General features: G+C 39.0%; 19 protein-coding genes. 7 read left to right on the top strand and 12 right to left on the bottom strand.

Annotation, left to right across the window (positions count from 1 at the left end):
• Positions 1-154: 154 nt before the first annotated feature.
• From ASE55_RS11880 to ASE55_RS11870, 3 genes are all read left to right on the top strand, one after another.
• Positions 155-916 (top strand): alpha/beta fold hydrolase, encoded by a 762-nt coding sequence (locus ASE55_RS11880; protein ID WP_056219708.1) that lies wholly within the window; start codon positions 155-157, stop codon positions 914-916.
• Between the two features lie 69 nt (positions 917-985).
• Complete coding sequence (gene yihA, locus ASE55_RS11875; protein ID WP_056219705.1) at positions 986-1,609, top strand: ribosome biogenesis GTP-binding protein YihA/YsxC; 624 nt, start codon at positions 986-988, stop codon at positions 1,607-1,609.
• The gene (locus ASE55_RS11870) at positions 1,602-2,051 is read left to right on the top strand and encodes a GNAT family N-acetyltransferase (protein WP_056219702.1); all 450 of its coding nucleotides are present in this window, start codon (positions 1,602-1,604) and stop codon (positions 2,049-2,051) included. The genes yihA and ASE55_RS11870 overlap by 8 nt, the downstream gene beginning before the upstream one ends.
• A gap of 84 nt (positions 2,052-2,135) precedes the next feature.
• Here ASE55_RS11870 and ASE55_RS20140 read toward each other — a convergent pair whose 3' ends face one another.
• The 9 genes from ASE55_RS20140 to ASE55_RS11830 form a co-directional block, all read right to left on the bottom strand.
• Positions 2,136-2,447, bottom strand: coding sequence for a hypothetical protein (locus ASE55_RS20140; protein WP_128414560.1), 312 nt, complete (start codon positions 2,445-2,447; stop codon positions 2,136-2,138).
• 401 nt (positions 2,448-2,848) lie between these two features.
• Complete coding sequence (locus ASE55_RS11860; protein ID WP_056219695.1) at positions 2,849-4,396, bottom strand: AAA family ATPase; 1,548 nt, start codon at positions 4,394-4,396, stop codon at positions 2,849-2,851.
• 2 nt (positions 4,397-4,398) lie between these two features.
• The gene (locus ASE55_RS11855; protein ID WP_056219693.1) at positions 4,399-4,923 is read right to left on the bottom strand and encodes a hypothetical protein; all 525 of its coding nucleotides are present in this window, start codon (positions 4,921-4,923) and stop codon (positions 4,399-4,401) included.
• Entirely contained in the window at positions 4,920-5,093 is a 174-nt protein-coding gene (locus ASE55_RS20335) for a hypothetical protein (protein WP_157844649.1), read from the bottom strand. The genes ASE55_RS11855 and ASE55_RS20335 overlap by 4 nt, the downstream gene beginning before the upstream one ends.
• A gap of 10 nt (positions 5,094-5,103) precedes the next feature.
• Positions 5,104-6,807: a hypothetical protein gene (locus tag ASE55_RS11850; RefSeq protein WP_056219690.1), complete on the bottom strand. Its 1,704-nt coding sequence runs from the start codon at positions 6,805-6,807 to the stop codon at positions 5,104-5,106.
• Between the two features lie 18 nt (positions 6,808-6,825).
• Positions 6,826-7,275, bottom strand: a complete 450-nt coding sequence (locus ASE55_RS11845) for a hypothetical protein (protein ID WP_056219687.1) — start codon at positions 7,273-7,275, stop codon at positions 6,826-6,828.
• 143 nt (positions 7,276-7,418) lie between these two features.
• On the bottom strand, positions 7,419-8,084 hold the full coding sequence (locus ASE55_RS11840) for a response regulator (RefSeq protein ID WP_056219684.1): 666 nt from the start codon (positions 8,082-8,084) through the stop codon (positions 7,419-7,421).
• Between the two features lie 4 nt (positions 8,085-8,088).
• Entirely contained in the window at positions 8,089-9,759 is a 1,671-nt protein-coding gene (locus ASE55_RS11835) for a tetratricopeptide repeat-containing sensor histidine kinase (RefSeq protein WP_056219681.1), read from the bottom strand.
• A gap of 47 nt (positions 9,760-9,806) precedes the next feature.
• Positions 9,807-9,995, bottom strand: a complete 189-nt coding sequence (locus ASE55_RS11830; protein WP_128414559.1) for a hypothetical protein — start codon at positions 9,993-9,995, stop codon at positions 9,807-9,809.
• Between the two features lie 404 nt (positions 9,996-10,399).
• On the opposite strand from ASE55_RS11830, the gene ASE55_RS11825 reads away from it, so the two are divergent.
• A complete protein-coding gene (locus ASE55_RS11825) occupies positions 10,400-11,248 on the top strand; it encodes a hypothetical protein (protein WP_056219675.1) in 849 nt (282 codons plus the stop codon).
• Between the two features lie 74 nt (positions 11,249-11,322).
• Entirely contained in the window at positions 11,323-13,113 is a 1,791-nt protein-coding gene (locus ASE55_RS11820; protein WP_056219672.1) for a metallophosphoesterase family protein, read from the top strand.
• A gap of 118 nt (positions 13,114-13,231) precedes the next feature.
• On the opposite strand, the gene ASE55_RS11815 is transcribed toward ASE55_RS11820, so the two are convergent.
• The gene (locus ASE55_RS11815) at positions 13,232-14,308 is read right to left on the bottom strand and encodes a phosphatidylinositol-specific phospholipase C1-like protein (protein ID WP_056219815.1); all 1,077 of its coding nucleotides are present in this window, start codon (positions 14,306-14,308) and stop codon (positions 13,232-13,234) included.
• 328 nt (positions 14,309-14,636) lie between these two features.
• Here ASE55_RS11815 and ASE55_RS11810 point away from each other — a divergent pair, with 328 nt between their 5' ends.
• Both ASE55_RS11810 and ASE55_RS11805 read left to right on the top strand, forming a co-directional pair.
• Positions 14,637-17,681, top strand: a complete 3,045-nt coding sequence (locus tag ASE55_RS11810; protein WP_056219667.1) for a SusC/RagA family TonB-linked outer membrane protein — start codon at positions 14,637-14,639, stop codon at positions 17,679-17,681.
• 18 nt (positions 17,682-17,699) lie between these two features.
• Complete coding sequence (locus ASE55_RS11805) at positions 17,700-19,463, top strand: RagB/SusD family nutrient uptake outer membrane protein (RefSeq protein ID WP_056219664.1); 1,764 nt, start codon at positions 17,700-17,702, stop codon at positions 19,461-19,463.
• Between the two features lie 234 nt (positions 19,464-19,697).
• Here the strand turns inward: ASE55_RS11805 and msrA are convergent, their stop codons facing one another.
• Both msrA and ASE55_RS11795 read right to left on the bottom strand, forming a co-directional pair.
• Positions 19,698-20,252, bottom strand: a complete 555-nt coding sequence (gene msrA / locus ASE55_RS11800; protein WP_056219662.1) for a peptide-methionine (S)-S-oxide reductase MsrA — start codon at positions 20,250-20,252, stop codon at positions 19,698-19,700.
• 456 nt (positions 20,253-20,708) lie between these two features.
• Positions 20,709-21,677 (bottom strand): ROK family protein, encoded by a 969-nt coding sequence (locus ASE55_RS11795; protein ID WP_056219660.1) that lies wholly within the window; start codon positions 21,675-21,677, stop codon positions 20,709-20,711.
• Positions 21,678-21,714 lie beyond the last annotated feature (37 nt).

Raw genomic sequence — 21,714 nt, 5'->3', positions numbered from 1 at the left:
GTGTTGCAGACGCTGTTATTCGGTTCATAGCAAAGAATTAATTAAAAAAGCAAAGAAAAAAGAGTTTGGTATGTTATTTTTATTTTAAATTAGGGTTATCAAAATATTTTTGAGGTTTAATTTGTATTTTTGCAAGGCTTTATTAAGGCATTATATGATATTTAGTACGAAAAAAGAAAAGAAATATACCTTTGTTGAGGCGGGAGAAGGACATCCATTGGTGCTGCTGCACGGTTTAATGGGTGGTTTAAGTAATTTCGATAAGATGGTGGATTTTTTTTCTAACCGGGGATTCAAAGTATATGTTCCCCAGTTGCCGATCTACGATTTGCCGGTACTCAATACCAATCTTACCACTTTAGCAAAATATATTATCAAGTTTATAGAAAGCCATATTGAAGGGCCTGTAAGTATTGTAGGCAATTCTATGGGCGGCCATGTAGGGCTTATCCTGGCTTTGGCCAGACCGGATCTGGTTAAAAACCTTGTGCTTACAGGAAGTTCAGGATTGTATGAAAGGACTTTCGGTGATAGTTTTCCAAGGAAAAACGACCGTTCCTATATCAGAAAAAAAACAGAGGAGGTTTTCTATGATCCGGCTGTTGCTACCGAAGACCTTGTTGATGAAGTGTTCGGGGTAGTGAATGACAGGATGAAAGGTATTAAAACCGTAATGCTGGCAAGAAGTGCCATTAAACACAATATGCTGCACGATTTACCTAAAATCCTGACTCCTACATGCCTTATATGGGGCAGGCAGGATAATGTAACGCCGCCTGAAGTGGCTGAGGATATGCATAAATTTATCCCGAATTCAGAATTGTTCTGGATTGATAAATGCGGGCATGCGGCGATGATGGAAAAGCCTGATGAATTCAACGAGATTCTGTATGGCTGGATAAAAGACAAAATTTAAATTAAATAATAATATAAACAACCATTAAGAACTTCTTAATGGTTTGTTTTTCTAAAAATACGTCAAGAAATGGTTATTAAAACAGCAACGTTTGTCAAGAGCAGCGGAAAATGGCAGGATTGTCCGGAACCCAACCTTCCCGAATATGCTTTTATCGGGAGGTCCAACGTCGGGAAATCTTCATTAATCAATGCCATGATGAACCATAAGGACCTGGCCAAAACTTCAGGAACCCCGGGAAAAACGCAGCTTATCAATCATTTTTTAGTAAATGAAAACTGGTACCTTACCGATTTACCGGGATATGGGTATGCCAAAGTTTCCAAATCCATCAGGAAAGACTTTGAGAAACTGATTACCAACTACATCCTTAACCGCAGAAACCTGGTGAACCTTTTTGTCCTGGTTGATTCCAGGCATAAGCCCCAGCTGATCGATCTTGAATTCATCCAGTGGTGCGGTGAAAGCGGCGTGCCGTTTTCCATTGTATTTACGAAAGCAGATAAACTGAAGCCTAATATCGTAATCTCCAATGTGGAAGATTATAAAAAAGAACTGCATAAGACATGGGAAGACCTTCCGGAGCTATACGTAACATCTGCTGAAAAAAAGGAGGGTGGCGACGAAATTCTGAAATTTATCAAGAAAACCAATGAATTTTTAACGTTAAACCACGTAACTTTTGATGAGTGATATTGTCTGGAAAATCAAGTCTTTTGATGAATTTACCGTTCCTGAATTATATGCTGTTTTGAAAGGCAGGATCGATGTTTTTGTGGTGGAGCAGAACTGTCCGTATCCTGATCTTGACGGTTACGACCAGAAAGCGCTTCATCTCTGGGCAGAGGAAAACGGGGAAGTCCTGGCCGGCTGCCGGATTTTCAATAAAGGCATTAAATATGATGAAGCTTCTATCGGAAGGGTTTTAACCACAGAAAAAGCAAGGGGTAAAAACCTTGGAAAACAACTGATCCGGTATGCCGTAGAAACTGTTGAAAACCGTTTTCATACGTCTGAAATCAGGATTTCCGCACAGGATTACCTGCTGAAGTTCTATGGTGATTTCGGGTTTGAAGATACGGGCAAAAAATATCTGGAAGATGACATTCCGCACACGGAAATGCTCAGAAAGTAAGAAAATAAAAGCGAAGAAATGATGAATTCATTCTTCGCTTTTTTAATGGTTAAATATGTTGAATGGTTTTAGTTTTATCGTAAATTAATTACAGCCTGAACAATATGCTCTGTCTACATACTTCTTGCTGTTACCTGTGTAATAATAACATCCGCCCCGCGATCCTACGATTAACTGGTGCCCGTTATAGGTACAGTTATTTGTGCTTCTGGAATAGGATCTTGGTGATCTTGAAGAAGCATAGCTTTTAGTCCTGCTTCGGGAGCTTTTTCTGGTTTTTCTTGGTTTTTTAGAAGAGAGCTCAGTTTTTGAACCGGTTTCATTTACAGAAGCAGATATGCTTGCCGGTAATAAAAAGCTTAACCCTAATAAACTTGTAAGTAGTAGTTTTTTCATAGTAAATAGTTTAATATTGATTCCAATTGTTCTTTATCCAATTTTTAATATTTTCCTGGCTTCTCAGAGTAGAGGGTATATAATCTTTGATCATTTTCTCAATTTTATGACCATCAGATACATTATACAGATTTTCATTTTCCATATATGTATTAATAAAATAGAGCATTTCATACATTTCACTTCTGTTTAACAGGGTAGCATCTAAGGGTCCGGTAATTCTTGAGTCACCATATAATCTTGTTCTACTGTAACCTGGATATTTCAGGTCAGATTCTTTAAATATAATAATCTTTAATTTGGTTGATATTCCAAAAGTATAACCCTTTGAACGTTAATCCTTACGGGAAACCGTAAAAAATGAAAATAACTTCTTAAGTATGTGGAGTTTAAGATAAAGATTAAATAATGATTGAACGCCTCATGGTAACTTTATCATCAAAAGGTTTCCATGACAGGCCGGAAGCCGGAAGTGCTCTTTCCTTCCCCCATTCCCTGATGGCATCAATCTTTTCCGGGCTTGTTTTGCTTAAAGGCACGATATTCATGAAGCAGGTTTCATACAGCTTATCATTTACAAAATCATCACCATTGATCACCGCCTGGATTGCAACGTCTCTTACAGCCCCTTCCAGATCGGAACCTGCAAATCCTGATGAAAGGGTCACCAGTTTATCAAAAGTCTCTGAGGAAGGCTGGGACAAAAGATTTTTTTCAATATAAAGATTAATAATATCGGCTCTTTCATTTTCTTCCGGAAGGTCAACGAAAAATAACTCATCAAATCTCCCTTTACGAAGTAACTCAGGCGGAAGTTTTGTAACATCATTAGCAGTGGCTACCACAAATACTTTTTCTGTGCTTTCCTGAAGCCAGAATAAAAACTGGCCGATCATTCTTGTTGTAACACCGGACGAATCGCTGGTATTTGCAGCCAATCCTTTTTCAATTTCATCAATCCATAAAATACAGGGTGAAGCATTGTCGGCCGATTCAAAAGCTTCTTTCAGCCTGTTTTCCGACTGTCCAACATACATGCCCTGGATGGCCGCAAAATCTAGCCTGTATAAAGGAAGGTTCCATGTTGCCGCAATAAACTTTGCAGATAAAGATTTTCCGCAGCCCGGAACCCCTACCAATAAAACCCCTCTGGGAGGCCGCAGTTTCCTGGCTTTTAGATCTGCCGTTAGAAGCTGTTTCTGGTTATCCAGCCATTGCTGTAATCCGCTTAATCCGCCCACCGAAAGCATCCCCGGATCTATTTTTACTTTTTCCAATCCTGAAATATCACTGAACAGCTTGTCTTTTTCCTGCGTAAGGAGCCTGATATCATCTTTGGTTAAAGAACCTTTTGCCATTTGGGTGGCCAATACGTTTTCCGCTTCAATTTTTGTCATGTTTGCTAAAATTGATGCAGCCATTTTAAAATCTTTTTCATCCCATTCAATCGGGAAAGCATTCTGATAAGGAAGGACGCATTCTCTGACAATTTTTAGCATTTCATCTTCATTCGGCGGATCTAAAGTCAGGGTCATCCCCAGTCTCTGGAGCTGTGACCAGACACTTTTAGTAGAAATTATGCATATGCTTCCGCCTCTGTCAATAGCCTGAACTACACAGTCATAAATGTGTCTTGAGACAATATTGTCATCTTCAAGGTCACTGACTTCGGTAAAAATAAAAGTAAGGTTTTGCCTTTGTGAAATATTCTGTACGGCAAAATCAATACCGCCTACCACGGAGCGGTCATCATTAACTGTTTTCTTTGTTTTAATATCTGTCATGCCATGAGAAAGACTGTGGACGTACATGGGGATACTGATTTCTTCAGCTAATTCCTGAATAATCTCCAATACTCTTGTACGCTCTATGCTCCTGATGGAAATGAAAGGGATCCTTGCGCGGAACATCCGTAACAGAGAATTTTTAAATTCAATTTTATCTGACATGATTAAAAGATTATTTTTCTTTTTGTTGATGGTTCTGCTTCATCCGGATTTAAACCATGCTGAATACTTTTTTTACTGCTATTTTCAGAAACACGGAAAGAATTGATAATCAGGATGATCTTTTCCCGGTCCTTTCCTGTACCGGGCAGACTTTTTTTCAGGGACTTTCTGATTTCGTCCGTGAATTCATTCAGGTCTTTTCTGAACAGGTCTTTTAGATCTTCCGGCAATCCTTCTGACTCTGAAAATTTTAAAAACGGAATAAGATTTTTCCTTCCTGTTAAGATAACCGCTTCAAAATCCTGTGTTGTCTTAATATGATGAGCTTCAAAAGATCTTTGAAATGTTTCCAGCCATCTTTTTTTTCTGGTTTTATAGGATTCCTCAGCCTGATTGTAAAAACGCTGTGCAGTTCCGGCATCCAGATCAAAACTTCCGGTATTCATTTCATCAAGAGCAGTATCGTCACCATTCCCGAAACGCTCAAATAAATTACACCATGCCGCATAGGTTACAGTACTTTTCATGATCTTGCTTTTATCCTGGGGTTAATGAATTGATGGGGAGGCAGAATGTCCCAGTCTGAAAATTTTGCATTTTCTTTTTCTCCATCGGTTCTTCCCTGAAACAGATTGGGACGTTGCAGCTGTACCGGTTTCGGATTTTTATTTTCTTCAGAATTATTGTTGTTTTTCATGATTTATCTTTTAAGAAGGCTGTAAAATATTTCTTGTATCTCTGGAAATCCCTGAGAAATCTTCAGGGGCTACTGAAGTTAGTGTTTGTCTGAGGACTTCTGCTTTTGCATCTTCCAGAGCAAATTCTTTACGGTAGTCTACTGTTTCTGCAATGCAGCCGCGTAAAACCTCTTTGGATTTCTTCTTCCGTTCGGTAATGGTTTCTATTGCTTTCTTCTTTTTATTTTTATGGCTGTTAACGGAAGACCAGATAATTAAACCTCCTATTAATACTCCGGCAATGCCTATCAGCCCAATTTTAAAAATAATCAGGCTCAAAATAGCGATAATTACCCCAACGGTAATTGCAGCCGTGGGAGATGTCAGTTTTTTCAGTTCACTTTCTAATAAGCCAGACCAGTATTGATCATGTTTCTGAAGTTGTTCTGTCTCGTCAGATCCATCGTTTGTTGAAGTTTCAAAACCATCAATAACCAATTCTACTTTTTCTTCAATCTTATTTCTGTATTTGGCTGTAAATGTATCATGAGCTTCCAGGATCCAGGGCTGGCTGATGGAAACGGCAAGTGCCTGGGTAGCCTTAGTGGCTCCGGACAGTTCCGGATCGAAAGCTGCATTGGTAAGCATCTGAAGAAAATCTACTTTCTCCTCAAAGATGTGTTTTTCCTGATCCATTATGCCCTGTGCAGACTTTTTATCTCCGTCCTCCTGAATAATAAGCTGGTTTAGCCTGACTTCATTTTGCAGCAGCAGCTCTTCATCATCAAAATTAGTTACCAGCAGCGAGAGTATTTCATCAAGCTGAATTTTTGTAGCTTTGGAATGGTCTGTCCCGGTTTCAAAAATATTTTTAAAATGAAGGTTCAACGGATGATGGGACCTTGCCTGGGTTACGGAAGATTTTAAAAGATCCCAATTGGCAGCGTATTCCTCAAGCAGAGGATATTTTTTTTCTGATAAGGAACCCTTTGTTTCAAAAAAACGAGTCCACTGAGCTTTTTGTTTATCAATATAATTATCAGTTTGCGTAAGCTGATCAATCCAGCTTTTTATGTTATTAATCATCAGCTGATGTGATGCAGGCTGAAATACTCCGGTAGTAATTGCTTCCAGGATAATAATAAATTCCCGGTCCAGGTCATGCGGATTCTGATGAAGGAAATATCTGTTCATCCATTGAAGGCAGGCTTCATTTCTTCCCAGCCTTCTCATAACCAGCATAAAGAAAAGTGTGGTTTTATAATCGTCCCTTTTTAAGCTTTCCGAAAGGGCTTTCTCAGATGTGTTTCTGTCATCCCGGATCCATGATGCCAGAACAACCAGAGAAGGCGCAAGCCAATAGCCCGGGGCTTTTATCATAACTTCTTCAGTGGTGTGCCTTAGGGTGTCATCACTGATAATTCCTGTATCAGCTCCCTGAAGGATACCGGTCGCCATCCTGCGGACTTCAGCATAATATCCGAACCTGATCTGAAGATCCTGCTTCAGGTTGCCCTGCCGGGTTTCCGCAAGCTGTAACGCTTTTTGTTTGATATCTGATTCTACAAAATCTGCAAATGAGTTTGCCAGAGTTAATAAATCATTTTTAAGATGGTCATGCTTAATGCTGATGCCTCCTAATTCTGCATTAACCACGCGCATATCTGCTTTAATGGAGCTCAGCGCACTGTTGATACTGGAAAGATCCGCATAAGAAATTACTTTTTGTGACATTTTATTTGAGTTTTCAGATTATAGTTTTGCAGCTGTTCCGTCTTCCCGAATCAGAATCAGCTTATCTTTATACACTTCTACAAAGGCATATGCATTATGTTTTGCGAGTGTCCTTGCTTTTTCAAAATGATCGGGGAGGGATTCTCTGTTTTTATAATGTCTGATGATCTGGCCGCTGCTTATATCCAGTGTATGAACTTCGTAAGGATGTCCCAGGTGACATTTTGATACAATTCCTAACGGAAGGCTGGCAAGTTCTGCAGTCCCGAATTCTTCCTGGATTTTTTCCATCAATGCTTGTTTGCCTTTGGTTTCGTCCATCATTTTGGCGTCGATTCCTTTAATCAGTTTTAAATAATCCTCAGACCACTTTTTAAGAATATCACGGTCGCTGATCACGCTGTAAGAATTCTGTCTGCTTTCAGATAGGGTTCTTAAAGGTTGGTTTTGTAAAATTATTCGTGCCATTGCCTGGGTTTATGTTTAATATATTTCCAAAAGTATAACCCTTTAAAATCCAATCCTTACGGGAAACCGTAAAATGGATAAAAAACAAAAAACCTTTCAAAAACTGAAAGGTTCCTATTAAATATTTTCTTTAAGGATTTACTTTAAATAATGCCAATGTCTTTACAGAAAGCAACCAATTGCTCGTTGCTGGTCATTTCAAGGTCTTCTTTTAAGCTGTTCAGTTTTTTCTCAACACTGCTCAGGCTGTTGGGCTTAATGTCTTTTTCCTGTAGGTGAACGGGAATATTTTTCTGTAAAATACCCTTTGAAAGTAATGAAACAAGGGTAATGTCATAAGCAGAAAACTCATAACTGTTGAATTTTTTCACATCCTGTTTCAGGTCAAAAGAGAGATAATTTTCATTAATATAAACAGATGCAATCGATTTTTTTAATTCTTTAGAATCATTTCTTGCTTTTCGGACATAGCCGTTAATATGATATTCTGTAAAAAGAGATTCTATAATCCCTGCCTTTTGTTCACCTGAAAAAACAATGATTTTTAAAGATGGCTGTAATTCTCTTACTTTTTGGATCAGTTCTTTTCCATCCTTGATATTTTGTTCGATGTGGTCTTCTTCAAAGGAAAGGTCTGTAATCAGTAAGTCATAAAGACTGTCTTCCCGGATAGATTTTTTTATTTTTGCTAACGCATCATCACAATAGTAAACGTAATCTACATTTGGGATATTAAGGTCTTCTAATGTTTTCTGAACAGAATAACTGCCCATTTCTTGGTCTTCGGCTATTAAAATTTTTTTGAACATACTTTTAAGATTTTAAAGAAATAGGAAATGAAATGTTAATTTTAAGTCCTCTTTCTATTTTCGTGTCAAAAATAATTTCTCCTTTGATAATTTCTATACGGGAAACCGTACTCGACAGTCCGTTTCTGTAAATTAATTCTCCCGGAATGCCAATTCCGTCGTCTTTATATTGGATATGAATGGTATTGTTGATTCTTTCAAATTTGAAAACAACCCGTTCTGCTTTGCTGTGTTTCTTCATGTTGACAAGCAGTTCACGGATGATTTGGTATACTTCATCCTGTGTATGGTGACTGGTATTTTTCCAAACCTCTTTTTCATTACCGGCAAGATATGTTTTTATATTATCATTATTAAAAGAACCGATGAGTTCAGAAATTTTTTCTTCAAAATCTTTTTCTTCGTTGCCGACATCTATTTTTTCATAGGAAATATCACGTGATTTTTCGTAGACAAATTCCAGTTCATCCAGGGCTTTTTCCCTGTCAAAATGTTCCTGATTCTCAATCTTGGTCATTACCTGATATATTCCGTTGGCAACAACATCATGTACCTTTTTAGACATTTTGAGTTGTGTCTTTTTTACTTCAAGCTCTTTTTCCTGGTGAAGTCTTTTCTTTCTTTTTTTGTACCAAAAGAATCCGCCGATTAAAAATAATGACAAAACTCCTATTCCAATGTATTGTTTAAAAATAGCAGCTTCCTTTTTTAAATCTTGAAGTTTTAGTTTTTGATTTTCCAGCTCCTTTTTTTCACTATCATATTTAATATATGCAAATCCTTTCCTATAATCATTTCTGCTCTTTTGAATACTATCAAGAAGAGTCTTATATTCAATAAAGGTTTGTTTCAAATTAGAAGAATTACTAACAGGAAAAAGTCTTTCTATAGCTTCTAATCTATCCTCTGGACTTTTAATCTTTATAGCATTTCGCAACATACTTTTTGCATAAAATAGTGATTTTTCAGGATTTCTAATTTGATTTATTTCTGCTAAATGAGAATAAGTTGAATTGGCTCCCCAAAAGTCTTCGTTTTTTAATTTATTTTTAAGCAAACTTTCAATTTCATTTTCTGCAGGATAGTTTTTGTTTTGTAACCATTTAATATAGAGCGTATTTTCCTTAATTCTATTTATGGTGTTAACTTCAGTTATTCTTAATCCATTAGTTTGTTTTAGTGTTTTAAGTGCTTCGCTGTATTTTTCCTGTCTATATTGAGCTGCAGATTTATTATTTAATAAATTAGCTTTTTCTTCTTCAGACTTAATATATTCGTTAAGAGCTTTTGTGTACCATTTCTCTGCTTCACTATATTCTTTCTGATCATAATTTATGTTTCCTAAGGTTCCAAATACAGAATAAAGACTTTCATCGTGTTCTTTAATATAATTTAATGTTTCTACCAATGTAGCCTCAGCTCCCAAAATATCACCTGTATAGTTTTGTGCAATGGCTTGATAAATTAAGCTTTTGGAAATTTTTGATGAGTCTTTTTGTATATTATAATAGGTAATAGCATCCTGAAATTTTGAATATGCCTTTAAATTATCTTTTTGAACCAATGCTTCCCCCTCTTTGTATAATTCATTGCCCTTAATTATATTAACATTATTAGCCTGCTTTTGTTTACAAGAAATTATAATTATTAACGAAAAAAGTAAAAATTTATTCATTTTACTAAATTAATGAAAAAAACCACTCTTTGCAGAGTGGTCCTAACTTAATTTTTTGGAGGACGTACTGGTCCTGTATCTCCTCCTGTATCTCCCTCTGAACCTCCCGGGTCAGTTCCTGTTATCGGATCAGTACCGCCTCCTGGATTCGTCAATTGGATTGTTACCGTTCCGTTATTATCGTTGTTACATGATGTATTTGCATTGTGGTTTCCGAATGCTAAACCTAGTAGCATTAAAAAGAATTGTATCATTTTGTCAAAAAATTTAATGTTAAAGCATTCGTGTTCTTCCCTGCGAAACCGATCGCAGACAGTGGGACACGTTTAAAAAATTCGAAGCGCTTCTTAAATTTTTTGGGAAGTAGGAACCTTCAAAAACGGAAGAGAAACATCTGCTTCCCAACCCGGATATTTTCTTCCGTTTTATCTGGTAATTTTGAAATCAGTTTTGTAAATTTGTTTCTGTAATGTTTTGTTTATCACTGATCTCTGATGCAAAGATGTGGCAAATGGTAAGGCAAGGGTTAGACAGAATATGGACATCGATGGACACGGAAATGGACAGGAATCCATTACGGAAACCCGTAATGTGATACGGTGGAAAATCATCTATTTTGTAATACCCTTAAAAATTAATTATGTCCAAGAAAAAACTACTAATTCATGAAGTATTTAAAAAAGCAAAAGAAGAATCACAGCGGGATACAAAAAATGGTTTAGCATCTTACTTATGGCTATATTTTAAAGAAGATATAGGTTTTGAGATCAATGATAAAAGCTTCTCACGTTATTATGATACTTATATAATAGGTGATAGAGATATCAACATACAACCTGATAGATTAAATAAGTTAAGTGAGTATTTAGGCTATAAAGATTTTGCTGATTTCTCTAAAAATTTTGTTAAAAAAGATGAGGATGCAAATAAAACTACGGTTAAAATAACTGTTGATGATGAAGATTCTTTAACGGAGAAAATTTCGAAAGTCATCATCAATATTACTAATGAGCAGCATTTTAAAGTGCCGGATTTTATAAAACAAAATGGTTTGGGCATTTTAGAAATGACCTTTGTATTGCTTTTAGTCACGGGCGGGGTCTTTTTTTCAAAAGGCAAGGCCGAAAAAAGTACTCTATTCCCTTTAACCTTTATGTCAGGCATAGATTCGGCTGTTGAAAAAAGTTATATGTATTGGGACGGAGAAAGGTATATTGCCACAGACAGCAGTTATATCAGTCCTGAGTTTGATGTAGTTGCCATAAATGAACATCAGTTAAAATTTTTACGAAGAATAACCAGAAAAGACACCATGACCGTTGAAAATTCTATTGGCAGGACATGGTACTCAAAGTGTTATGGGGAAGTGGAATTTTTTACAGCGGACGGAATTGATCCGGATACAAAAACAGAATTAAGAAAATCCAGTTCATACATAATTGACAAATATGCAGGAAAGAATGCAGAGCCGCTGCTTGTAGAAGAATAGCATTCCTTCATAATCATTTAAAACTCCGTTAAACCCATTCCTGAAATATTCCTTTATTTTCGTCTTATTTTAAGATGAATAAAGGAATATTCTCATTTTTACTCTTTGCGTTCACTGTATTTCAGGCGCAGCAGAAGCCTGTACAGATTGCTTTTCTTTCGGATGTGCATTTTCAGGACCTGTACGGGAGTTTTTCAGATCATGATTTTAAAGGAATTATCAACCCCGGTACCGGGAACCCGGCCATTCTGAGAACGATGGATTCCCAGCTGCATTCCACCCGGATTTTCAATGAGAATTATTTCGCATTCCTGAAAGCTCTGGATGATATTGCCGCAAAAGGAATTAAAATTGTAGCCATGCCCGGGGATTTTTCGGATGACGGACAGGCTTATAACCTTCGGGGGTTAAGAAGGATTCTGGATCGGTATCATGAGAAATATGGGATCAGCTTTTACCTCACCACCGGAAACCATGATCCGGTAGGGCCGTTCCGCCAGGATGCAGGGAAAGATGATTTTCTCGGACAGGACGGGAATCCATTGGGCATTTACAGCAAAGAAAGCCTTGTAAAAACAGAAAATAATATTATTACAAAAGACATCGCGGCATCTGGATACCTTGACATTTTAAATGAATTAAAAGGCTTCGGTTTCTATCCTAAAAAAGAAAACCTGTTCTGGAGTACACCGTTTGATTCGGCTGCTTTCAAAAAGTATGCTTATGAAAAAGCCCTGCATCAGGCAGATTATTCCAAAAGAATGTATCAAGTCTCCAAAGGGTTTTCTGTTCCGGACCTGAGCTATGTGGTGGAGCCGGTGAAAGGCATCTGGATGATTGCCATTGACGGGAACACCTACATTCCGAAAAATATACACGAAAATCCGGACAATGCTTTAAATTATAAAGGAGCAGGCATCGGCTACAATAATGTGCTGAGCCATAAAAAGCACCTCATCAGATGGGTGAAAAAAATCATGCAGGAAGCAAAGATGAACGGCAAAACAGTCATTGCCTTTACCCATTACCCGATGATTGATTACAATGACGGCGCAACGGACGAAATCAAAAAATTATTGGGTGAAAAAAAATGGCAGATGGAAAGAGTGCCTGATGATGAGGTGGCAAAGGCCTTTGCTGATGCCGGTTTACAGGTTCATTTCGCAGGACACATGCACATCAACGATACCGGAATCCGGAAAACCGGGAACAAAATGCTGGTGAACATCCAGGTTCCCTCGCTGGCGGCTTACCTTCCGGCTTATAAGATCCTGACCATTCATTCTCCGGCTAAAATGGAAGTGCAGACGGAAGTTCTAAATACCGTTCCGGGTTTTGATGCCTTATTTCCTCTGTATGAAAAAGAATATGAAGCTTTAAAAAGTAATCCGGATAAAATCATTTGGGATAAAGAGATCTTAAAATCGGAATCGTACCATGATTTTATGCTGTTTCACTTGAAAGAACTCGTACGTTTGAGGATGATCCCTGATGACTGGCCGAAAAGTTTCGTTGAAAAAGCTGAAAAATTAAATGGTGAAGACCTGTTGTTGCTGATTAAAGACAAAGATCAGTTAAAAGAAAAAGAAATCAGTACAGCAGATTTCAGGACATGGAATTTTGAAGATCTGCTTTTGGATATCTATAAATTCCAGTCTGCAGATGAACTGGCAAAAAAAGATATTCCGGAAGAAAGGCTGCAGCAGTATCAGGTGCTGGAGAAGCTTTATCACAATAACCCGTCTCAGGATCCGTTCGTGATCCAGCTGAAATCAGTCTTTAAAACTCTTTCCCTGCTGTCAGAAGCAGATCCGGCAGATCATTTCGAAATAGATCTGAAAAAACAGGAAATCAGAAGGCTGTAATTTAAAAATCTGTATAAATCCGTGGAATCTGTGGGAACGACACCAATCAGCTGAAAACAGAAAAGACCATCAGAAACCTGACAGCCTTTTCCTATAAAATCTAATCGTAAAAATGTTCTTATTTTCCGTTTACCGGGTTTATTCTTTCATATTTGGATTTGGCATCCTGATCGAAACTGATTTTGTAACCGGATTTAAAAAGCCTGCTGGGCTGATAATAATCTGTGGTAATCACCTGCGCCCCGCTTTTTTTTGCCTTTTCAAACCTTGAATAATCTTCTTTCCTCGCTTCCATCGTATCAGCATCCGCTCTCGTCCGTACAATGTATCCTTGTTTTACCCGGTCTGCAATCTCGGGGCCCGGATCATTCATCAGTAAAACGGCTGCCTCAGCGGTTCCCGGTGCTGAGTTGGTAAAAACCATTCTTCCCTTCAAAGATGGGTGGTCTTTCATATAAAGATCCCTGTTTTCGCTGTTGTTATCCAGTACAAACAGGAATTTTCCTTTGGCATCTTTCATTTTCGGCCAGTTTTTATGCAGAACTGCTTCATTCAACGTCTTATAAGATCCGCGGATGTCGTCCGGCGTAATGATTTTATCTTTCCCTAAATATTTTTTCAATTTATGGTCCAGTTCATCAAAAAGCTTTGCGGTGTAATGTTCCGGTTCTGTCCCGAACTGATTGGCTTTTCCGTCTTTGGGTTCCAGTGTAATGAAAACAGGCGTATGGCCAGGGTGTGCGTCAGACCATTTTTTCAGGTCTTTCAGGCAGTCTTCCAGAGTATAATACCAGGTCTGATAATCAATATCCGTAATATGGATCATTTTATAGCCCGGCTTTTTCATTTTCCCTTCCGGATCAAAAGGTTCGGTGGTTTTCACCAGGTCCAGTATTTTGGGATGGGCATATTTTCCGCCTTTGCTGTCCGCATATACATCAATTTCAAGATTCCTTAATCCCAGGTCCAGCTGCTGGGGAACCGGGATATGTTCATACTGGATCCTCGGTAGGAAATTCATGGAATCCTTCCGGGATAAATATTGGTATACCTCCGGCAGGATGGCCTTTTTATAAGAATTATGAGAACCGATAACCTGGATTTCATTGATCTTTAAGTCCTCCGGAGAATGGGATTGTGACCAGTAAAGATTCAGAGGAGAGAGATACAGAACTGCAAGGACAGCCTTTTTCATTGCGATGATTTTTGTAAAGGCGAAATTAGCAACTCCCGCCCGCATAACATTTATACAGTATGTTAAGTCTTTTTTACGATTCTGTAAATACAAGAAAATGCCTTATTGTAAGCCTTTGATAATGAATGCGGTTTGTTTTTATCATTTCATGTGTATGAATATTTTTTGATTTTAAGATAATATTAGGTTAAAACGATTGCCGTACAGATGCCTTTACTTTGTGGCCGAAATAAAAACTAACGTGCTTAAACGAAAAACCACTGTTGCGGGAACAACAGCGGCTTTTTAAAAAGCAATGTAACCGTATGCAATTACTTAGCTTAATGATATGTACCACAAATTTAATTTTTTTAAGTTTAAAAAACTAATTCCTGTCGCATTATTGTTCCTTATGGGCCATCAGGCCCATGCAGAAGGACTTACGGCAGCGTATTCTGTTTCTTTTCAGGCCGGTGAAACCATTACCGGAACAATAACGGACCAGGACGGTTCCTCCATAGAAGGAGCGAAAGTCACGGTTGTAGAAACGGGCGCAACAGCAGTTACCGATGCTTCGGGAAACTACAGCCTTTCCGCTGCCATCGGGCAGACGTTATCCGTTTCTTATGACGGTTATGAAATCCAGCAGATTAAAATTTTGGGAACTTCCGTTTCCGTTCAGTTAAAATCAAAAAAAGAGGCAACTTCCATTGAAGAAGTAACGCTGGTAGGGTATGGCTCTCAGAAAAAATCAGACCTTACCGGGGCAGTCAGTCAGCTGAAAGCAGAAAATTTCAAAGAGGGGATGAATATTTCCGTGGATAATCTGATGCAGGGGAAAATCGCCGGTGTCCGTATCGTTCAGTCAAGCGGTGAACCCGGAGCGGGCGTTAATGTTTCCATCAGGGGAATCGGTTCAATCCGTAGCGGAAGTACACCTTTGTTCGTAGTGGACGGCGTTCCTTTAAGCAACGATGCCGTAAGCGCGTCAGGCCCGAACGTCGGCCTCGGGAATGCACAGGCAAAAAACCCGTTAAACTTTCTGAATACTTCAGATATCGAATCCATCACGGTTTTAAAAGATGCTTCTGCGGCCGCTATTTACGGAGCGAGAGGATCTAACGGGGTAGTGCTGGTAACCACCAAAAGAGGGAAGAGAGGAGAACCGATGTTTACCTATGATACCTATTTCGGCTTTTCTTCCGTAATCAAAAAGCTGGATCTGTTAACGGCAGACGAATACAGGGCGGCCGGGATCAACAAGCTGTATGACCACGGCGGAAACACAGACTGGCAGGATGAAATCTACAGAACTGCCGCTTCACAGAACCATTCGGTTTCATTCTCAAAAGCTACGGAGACCGGAAATTACTTTGCCTCCCTTTCCCACATGGATCAGGACGGGATTGTACTGAACAGCAATTTTAAAAGAACCACGGCCCGTCTGAATGCAGAAGAATCTTTCTTCGATAATAAAAGACTGAAAGTTAAAGTAAACCTTACCGCCAGTGACATCAAGGAAACCGGGGTTCCGAACGGCGCCAATGCAGGATCTGACGGCCAGCTGATTATCCATGCTTTAATGGCAAATCCTACCCGTTCCGTCTATGATGAAAACGGGAACTTCACCAATTTCAACATGAATGCGCATTATAACCCGCTGTATCTGCTGAGTGTCTATAATGATAAAACCAATACATTCAGGGTATTGGGGAATACCGAAGCAACGTTGAGAATACTTCCGGGATTAAATTACAAATTCAATTTAGGGATTGATAAAACGATGTCTGAAAGAAATACAACGATGTATCCGAACCTTACAGACAGAACGCCTAAAGGAGCTTACGTTCAGGCAAACCTGGATTCTTATAATGTGCTTTTAGAACATTATTTAACGTATGATTTTAATTTAAATAAACATAATTTCAGTCTGTTGGGCGGATTCTCTTATCAGAAATTCAAATCTACAGGAACGTTTTTCGGCGTAAAAGATATTGCAGCCCAGGGAGCGGGAATTGCACCGGACATTAATCCCGGATATTCGGGAACGGCATTTGTTCCGGGAGCTGGTTATGCCCAGGAAAATGACCTGCAGTCGTATTTCGGAAGGGTAAATTATAATTTTGACAAAAAATATTTATTAACCGCTTCTTTAAGAGCGGACGGTTCCACACGTTTCGGAGACAATAACAAATATGGGTATTTCCCGTCTGTTGCGGTGGGCTGGACAGTTTCTAATGAAAATTTCCTGAAGGATTCTCAAATTATTAATGAATTGAAATTAAGAGGAAGCTGGGGACAGACCGGTAACCAGGAAGTTCCGAATAAAATTACGCAGGCAAGTTCTTCACTGACACAGGCTGCGGGATATTATTTGTATGATAATTTAAATCTGATTAACGGTGTTTCTATTAACAGAACGGTAAATCCTGACCTGAAATGGGAAGTGGTGGAGCAAACTAACATCGGTGCAGATTTCAGCTTATTAAAAAATAAGTTGTACGGATCATTGGAATATTACCATAAAACGACAAAAGATCCGATTTTGAATATTCCTTCAAGGCCATTAAGCCCGACAAGTACAGTCTGGAAAAATGTTGATGCACAGATTATTAATAAAGGCTTTGAGTTGTCTTTAGGTTCAGAAATCATCAGGAATGAAAATTTTACCTGGAATTTTGATGTAAACGGAGCCACGGTAAATAATGTGGTGAAAGATCTGCCTGTTTCGGCAATTTATTCGGGAGAAGTTTCAGGGCCCGGACTTTCCGGGGTTACCGCTAATATTTATAAAAACGGATATGAAGCAGGATCTTTTTACATGTATAATTATTTAGGGGTTGATGCCAACGGAAAATACATTTATGAAGATGTCAATACAGATGGAAGAATCGATCAGAATGACAGAAAGATTTTTGAAGGAGCTATTCCTAATTTCACTTTCGGGATCAATTCTTATATGAAATACAAAAAGTTTGATTTTGCATTCTCTTTTATCGGGCAGACCGGAGGTTATTTGGTAAATAATACAGCGTTGGACTTAAATATCAATAACCTGGCATCAGACAGAAACGTTTTGAAAAACTTCTACGATTCAGGAGCGAGCTTTACCAACCAGCCGCAATTATCTTCATTATACCTTGAAAAATCAGATTTTATCCGTCTGAATAATGTAAGATTGGGGTATACTTTCGATATGAACCAACTGAAATTTTTGAAAAGTATCAATCTTTACGTAAGCGCACAGAATGTATTTACCATTACCAATTATACGGGCTATGATCCGCTTGTTGATACCAACAAACAGGTGGGAGGTAATCAGTCTCTGGGAATTGATTACACCACGTATCCATCTGCGAAAACTTTCATTTTTGGAGCAACCGTTAAATTTTAATTTAAGTTAAAAGAAATTATGAAGTCTAAATTTTTAAATATTAATAAGATCGTTTTATCCGTTGCTGTACTGGCTTTGGTTGGATGTACCAATCTGGATGAAAAAGTAATCGATGAGGTTTTAGGTTCTGAAATTGCAGATTCTGAGGCTGCTCTGGCTGCGGCTTACAGCCAGCTTGGCGAGGGAACTTTTGTAGACCATGGAAGCGTATTTGCTTTACAGGAATATTCTACGGATGAGGCATTGTTGCCGACAAGGGGAAGCGACTGGGGAGACGGCGGAAAATGGAGAGCGATGCACGAGTTCACCTGGGATGCGAATAATGATGTGGTAAAAAATACATGGAACCAACTGAACTTTGGGATTACAAAATCTTTAACGGCAATATCCAGTGCCAGCAAAAGTACCGGGGCCAATAAAACATTATTTTTAGCGGAAGCGAAAGGATTATTAGCCTATTATACCTATACAACAATCGATCTGTTTGGACAGGCTCCTTACCGGGATCCGGATAATATCAATGCTCCGATCGAAATCAGAAAAGCAGAAACTACCATTGATGCCTTAATCACCGAAGTGGAAGGGCTTATTCCGAACCTGGCAGACCTTAAAACCCAGAATACGCATGCCGGAAGATTTACAAAACAGGCAGCTTATGCATTATTGGCAGATATGTACCTTAACCGGGCGGTTATAAAGAATAAAACGGCAGCCACGTTCAATTTTACAGAACAGGCGGTTAACGGAGGAGGAACGGATATGGATAAAGTAATCCAGTATTCCACTTTACTGATCACTAATCCGCTTTTCAGCTTAGAGTCTAATTATTTCCACAATTTTGATATTGACAATAATACGAGTAAGGAAATGATCTTTACGGTCGTTCAGAAGAAAATTGCGAATTCAGACAAAGGTTCAGATAATGATCTGGCGTATATGTCTATGGAAAGAATCCAGAAGCCGTCGCCTGATAACAGGGGAACCAATGCCAACTGTGTGACTCCGGAGTTCTATTATTCATGGAACGGGAATTTCGAAGATCCGCGTTTCCACAGGCATTATCAGTATGCCGACGGAACCTGGTTCAGAAATGACGGGACCGATGTAAGCGTGCCATCAACAAGCAAAGTGGAAGGAACGGGAAAACCGTGGTTCCATTTCAACAGGGGATTGCAGGTAGGCCAGCAGTATGGCCCGAAGATCGTTAACGGAAACTTTGAGACAACTGCAGACGGAAGAATTAAAGTGTATAAATTATTTACAGAGAAAAATACAACATTGGCAGCGGACTTTACGCCGGAACTGAATTTTGATAAACCCTCAGAAGCCGTATTTACCCAGGCACAGATCAACAGGGGCGTAAGAAACTTTAAGTTCGAGTTCGATCCCGGATACGGAAATAACGGGACGAGCGGAATGGATGTACCGTTGTACAGATTAGGAACCATCTATATGATGAGAGCAGAAGCGTATTTCAGAAGCCAGAATGTAACCGCAGCATTGAATGATATTAATAAACTGAGAACAAGCAGGACCCGTGAAGCTTTGTTTAACAATGCTCCCGGTGTAGCCATTGCCTCCCTTGATGCCAATACGCTGTTTAAAGAGTCAGGATACGAGCTTTATTGGGAAATGTACAGGAGAAAGGCCATGATCAGGTTCGGAAAGTTTGATCTTGCAGGAACCGCAAAGCCGGCTTCCCAGCCTTACCGCAGAATTTTCCCGATTCCTCAGGCAACAATAGATGCCTCGACGGATTTTACCCAAAATCCCGGATATTAGATTTCTTCATATCAAAGATTATTATTTTTATGTAAAGAGAAAGCGGGGAGATTACTAAGTCTCCCCGCTTTTGTTTTATGTCCTATTCAATAGAATCCGGATTTATTTTTAATGATAATCATTGCTCAGATTCCTGCGGAATGACAAACTATTAATGCATTTTTTATCAATAAGAACGGACTTTAGCCTGATTAACAAAAAATAAATCCATCAGTTTCAGCCGAAGCTTAAAGATTACGCCTCATTCAGCATTCCCAGTTCTCCGAAATGTTTTTTGAATTTCTGGATTTTCGGGCCTACAACGGCGCTGCAGTAAGGCTGTGTAGGATTTTCATTATAATATCCCTGGTGGTACTGTTCAGCCGGCCAGAATTTTTCAAACCGGGTTAATTCTGTCACGTAAGTTCCTGTCCATCTTCCTGATTCCTGTGATGCTTTGACTGCTTCTTCAGCTTTTGCCTTTTCAGCATCATCTTTATAGTAAATAACAGAACGGTATTGGGTCCCTACATCATTCCCCTGCCTGTTCAGCTGGGTAGGATCGTGAAGGAAAAAGAATACATCCATTAACTGTCCGTAAGAAATAACTGCCGGATCATATGTGATCTGTACCACTTCTGCATGTCCGGTTTGCCCGGTGCAGACTTCTTCATAGGTCGGGTTGTCTTTATGGCCTCCCGAATATCCTGAAACAGCAGATTTTACGCCTTTCAGCATATTGAAACAGCTTTCGACACACCAGAAACAGCCGCCGCCGAAAGTGATCTGTTCTAAATTATTGTTATCCATTTTAAAATTGATTATTGTATTTACCTGTTTTCTCCGTAAGAATGGTAGAGAAAAAGCCTATCAAAAATAGCAAAAACTTTTCCATTTACCATTAAAAAGCCGCTCTTAAACACAAATTAAACTGATAGATAAGACAAATAAATCACAGGAAAATATAATATAAATATCTGTGTAATCTGTGGGAGAATTAAACAATTCAACCTTTGCCTTTTTCAGCATTATCTGTGAGTCATTTTAAACGCAAAGTTTTATCTTTTTCATGCTTATTTTAGTGAGCAAAGAAGAATCAACAGGTTGATTTGATGAAGCTGTAACGCAAGCTTCGCGCAGCAAATTCATTTGTCTTTGCTTCCCTAAAATCAACAGTTCACTTTATAAATCTTTGCGTTAATAACTTAGTCCATAACAAAAAAAGCATCCCAAAAGGATGCTCATATACTTAAAAATAAATTCAGATTAATTTTCCCAGACCAAAGCACTCGCTCCTAAAATAGCAGCATCCGCCTCATCCAGCTCACTGAATACCAGTTTTACTTTGTTTCTGAAGATCGGAAGCAGGTTCCTTTCCATATGAAGCTTGGTTGGTTTCAGGATAAAATCCCCGGCTTTAATCACTCCTCCGAACAGAAGAATGGCCTGCGGAGACGAGAACATGACAAAATTGGCCAGTGCCTCCCCTAATTTCTGTCCGGTATACCTGAAGACTTCAATGGCAATAGGATCGCCTTTAAGAGCGCATTCGTGAACGGTTTTAGAATTGATTGACTCTTCCGGGAACTGGCTCAGCATGGATTCCGGGAATTCCGCCCGCATTTTTTTTGCCGTAATGGCAATTCCTGTTGCAGAGGCATAGGCTTCAAGGGAACCTTCAGAACCTGTGCTCCAGTGTTTCCGTCCGCCCGGTTTTACAATCGTATGTCCCAGTTCTCCTGCAAATCCGTCATGTCCGTAGATCAGTTTTCCGCTGGCCACAATTCCGCTTCCCACGCCTGTCCCTAAAGTAATCATGATAAAATCCTTCATTCCCCTGGCTGCCCCGAAAAGCATTTCACCGTAAGCGGCTGCGTTGGCATCATTGGTTACCGTAGAACGGAGATTGAATTTTTCAGTCATCAGTTTCCCGAACGGGATTACGCCTTTCCATGGCAGGTTCGGAGCCTGTTCAATGGTTCCTGTATAGTAATTGCCATTGGGAGCCCCGATACCGATTCCTTCAAACGTTCTTTCTTTGCTGTGCCTTTCTATTAAAGGATAAATATTTTCATACAGCGCATCGATATACTGTTCTACAGTTTCATAAGCATCTGTACGGAGATTTCCTTTCTCAAGAACTTCACCCCGGTGGTTGACCACTCCAAATTTGGTATTCGTGCCGCCTATGTCAATTCCTAGGGCAACGTTTTTTGATAAATCGATTAATGACATTTTCTACTTCTAAAATTCTAAAAGGTTAAAATTATAA

The organism is Chryseobacterium sp. Leaf201 (assembly GCF_001421435.1).
GTDB lineage: Bacteria > Bacteroidota > Bacteroidia > Flavobacteriales > Weeksellaceae > Chryseobacterium.
The sequence above is the reverse complement of the archived record's forward strand: the minus strand, read 5'-3'. Positions and strand labels throughout refer to the sequence as shown.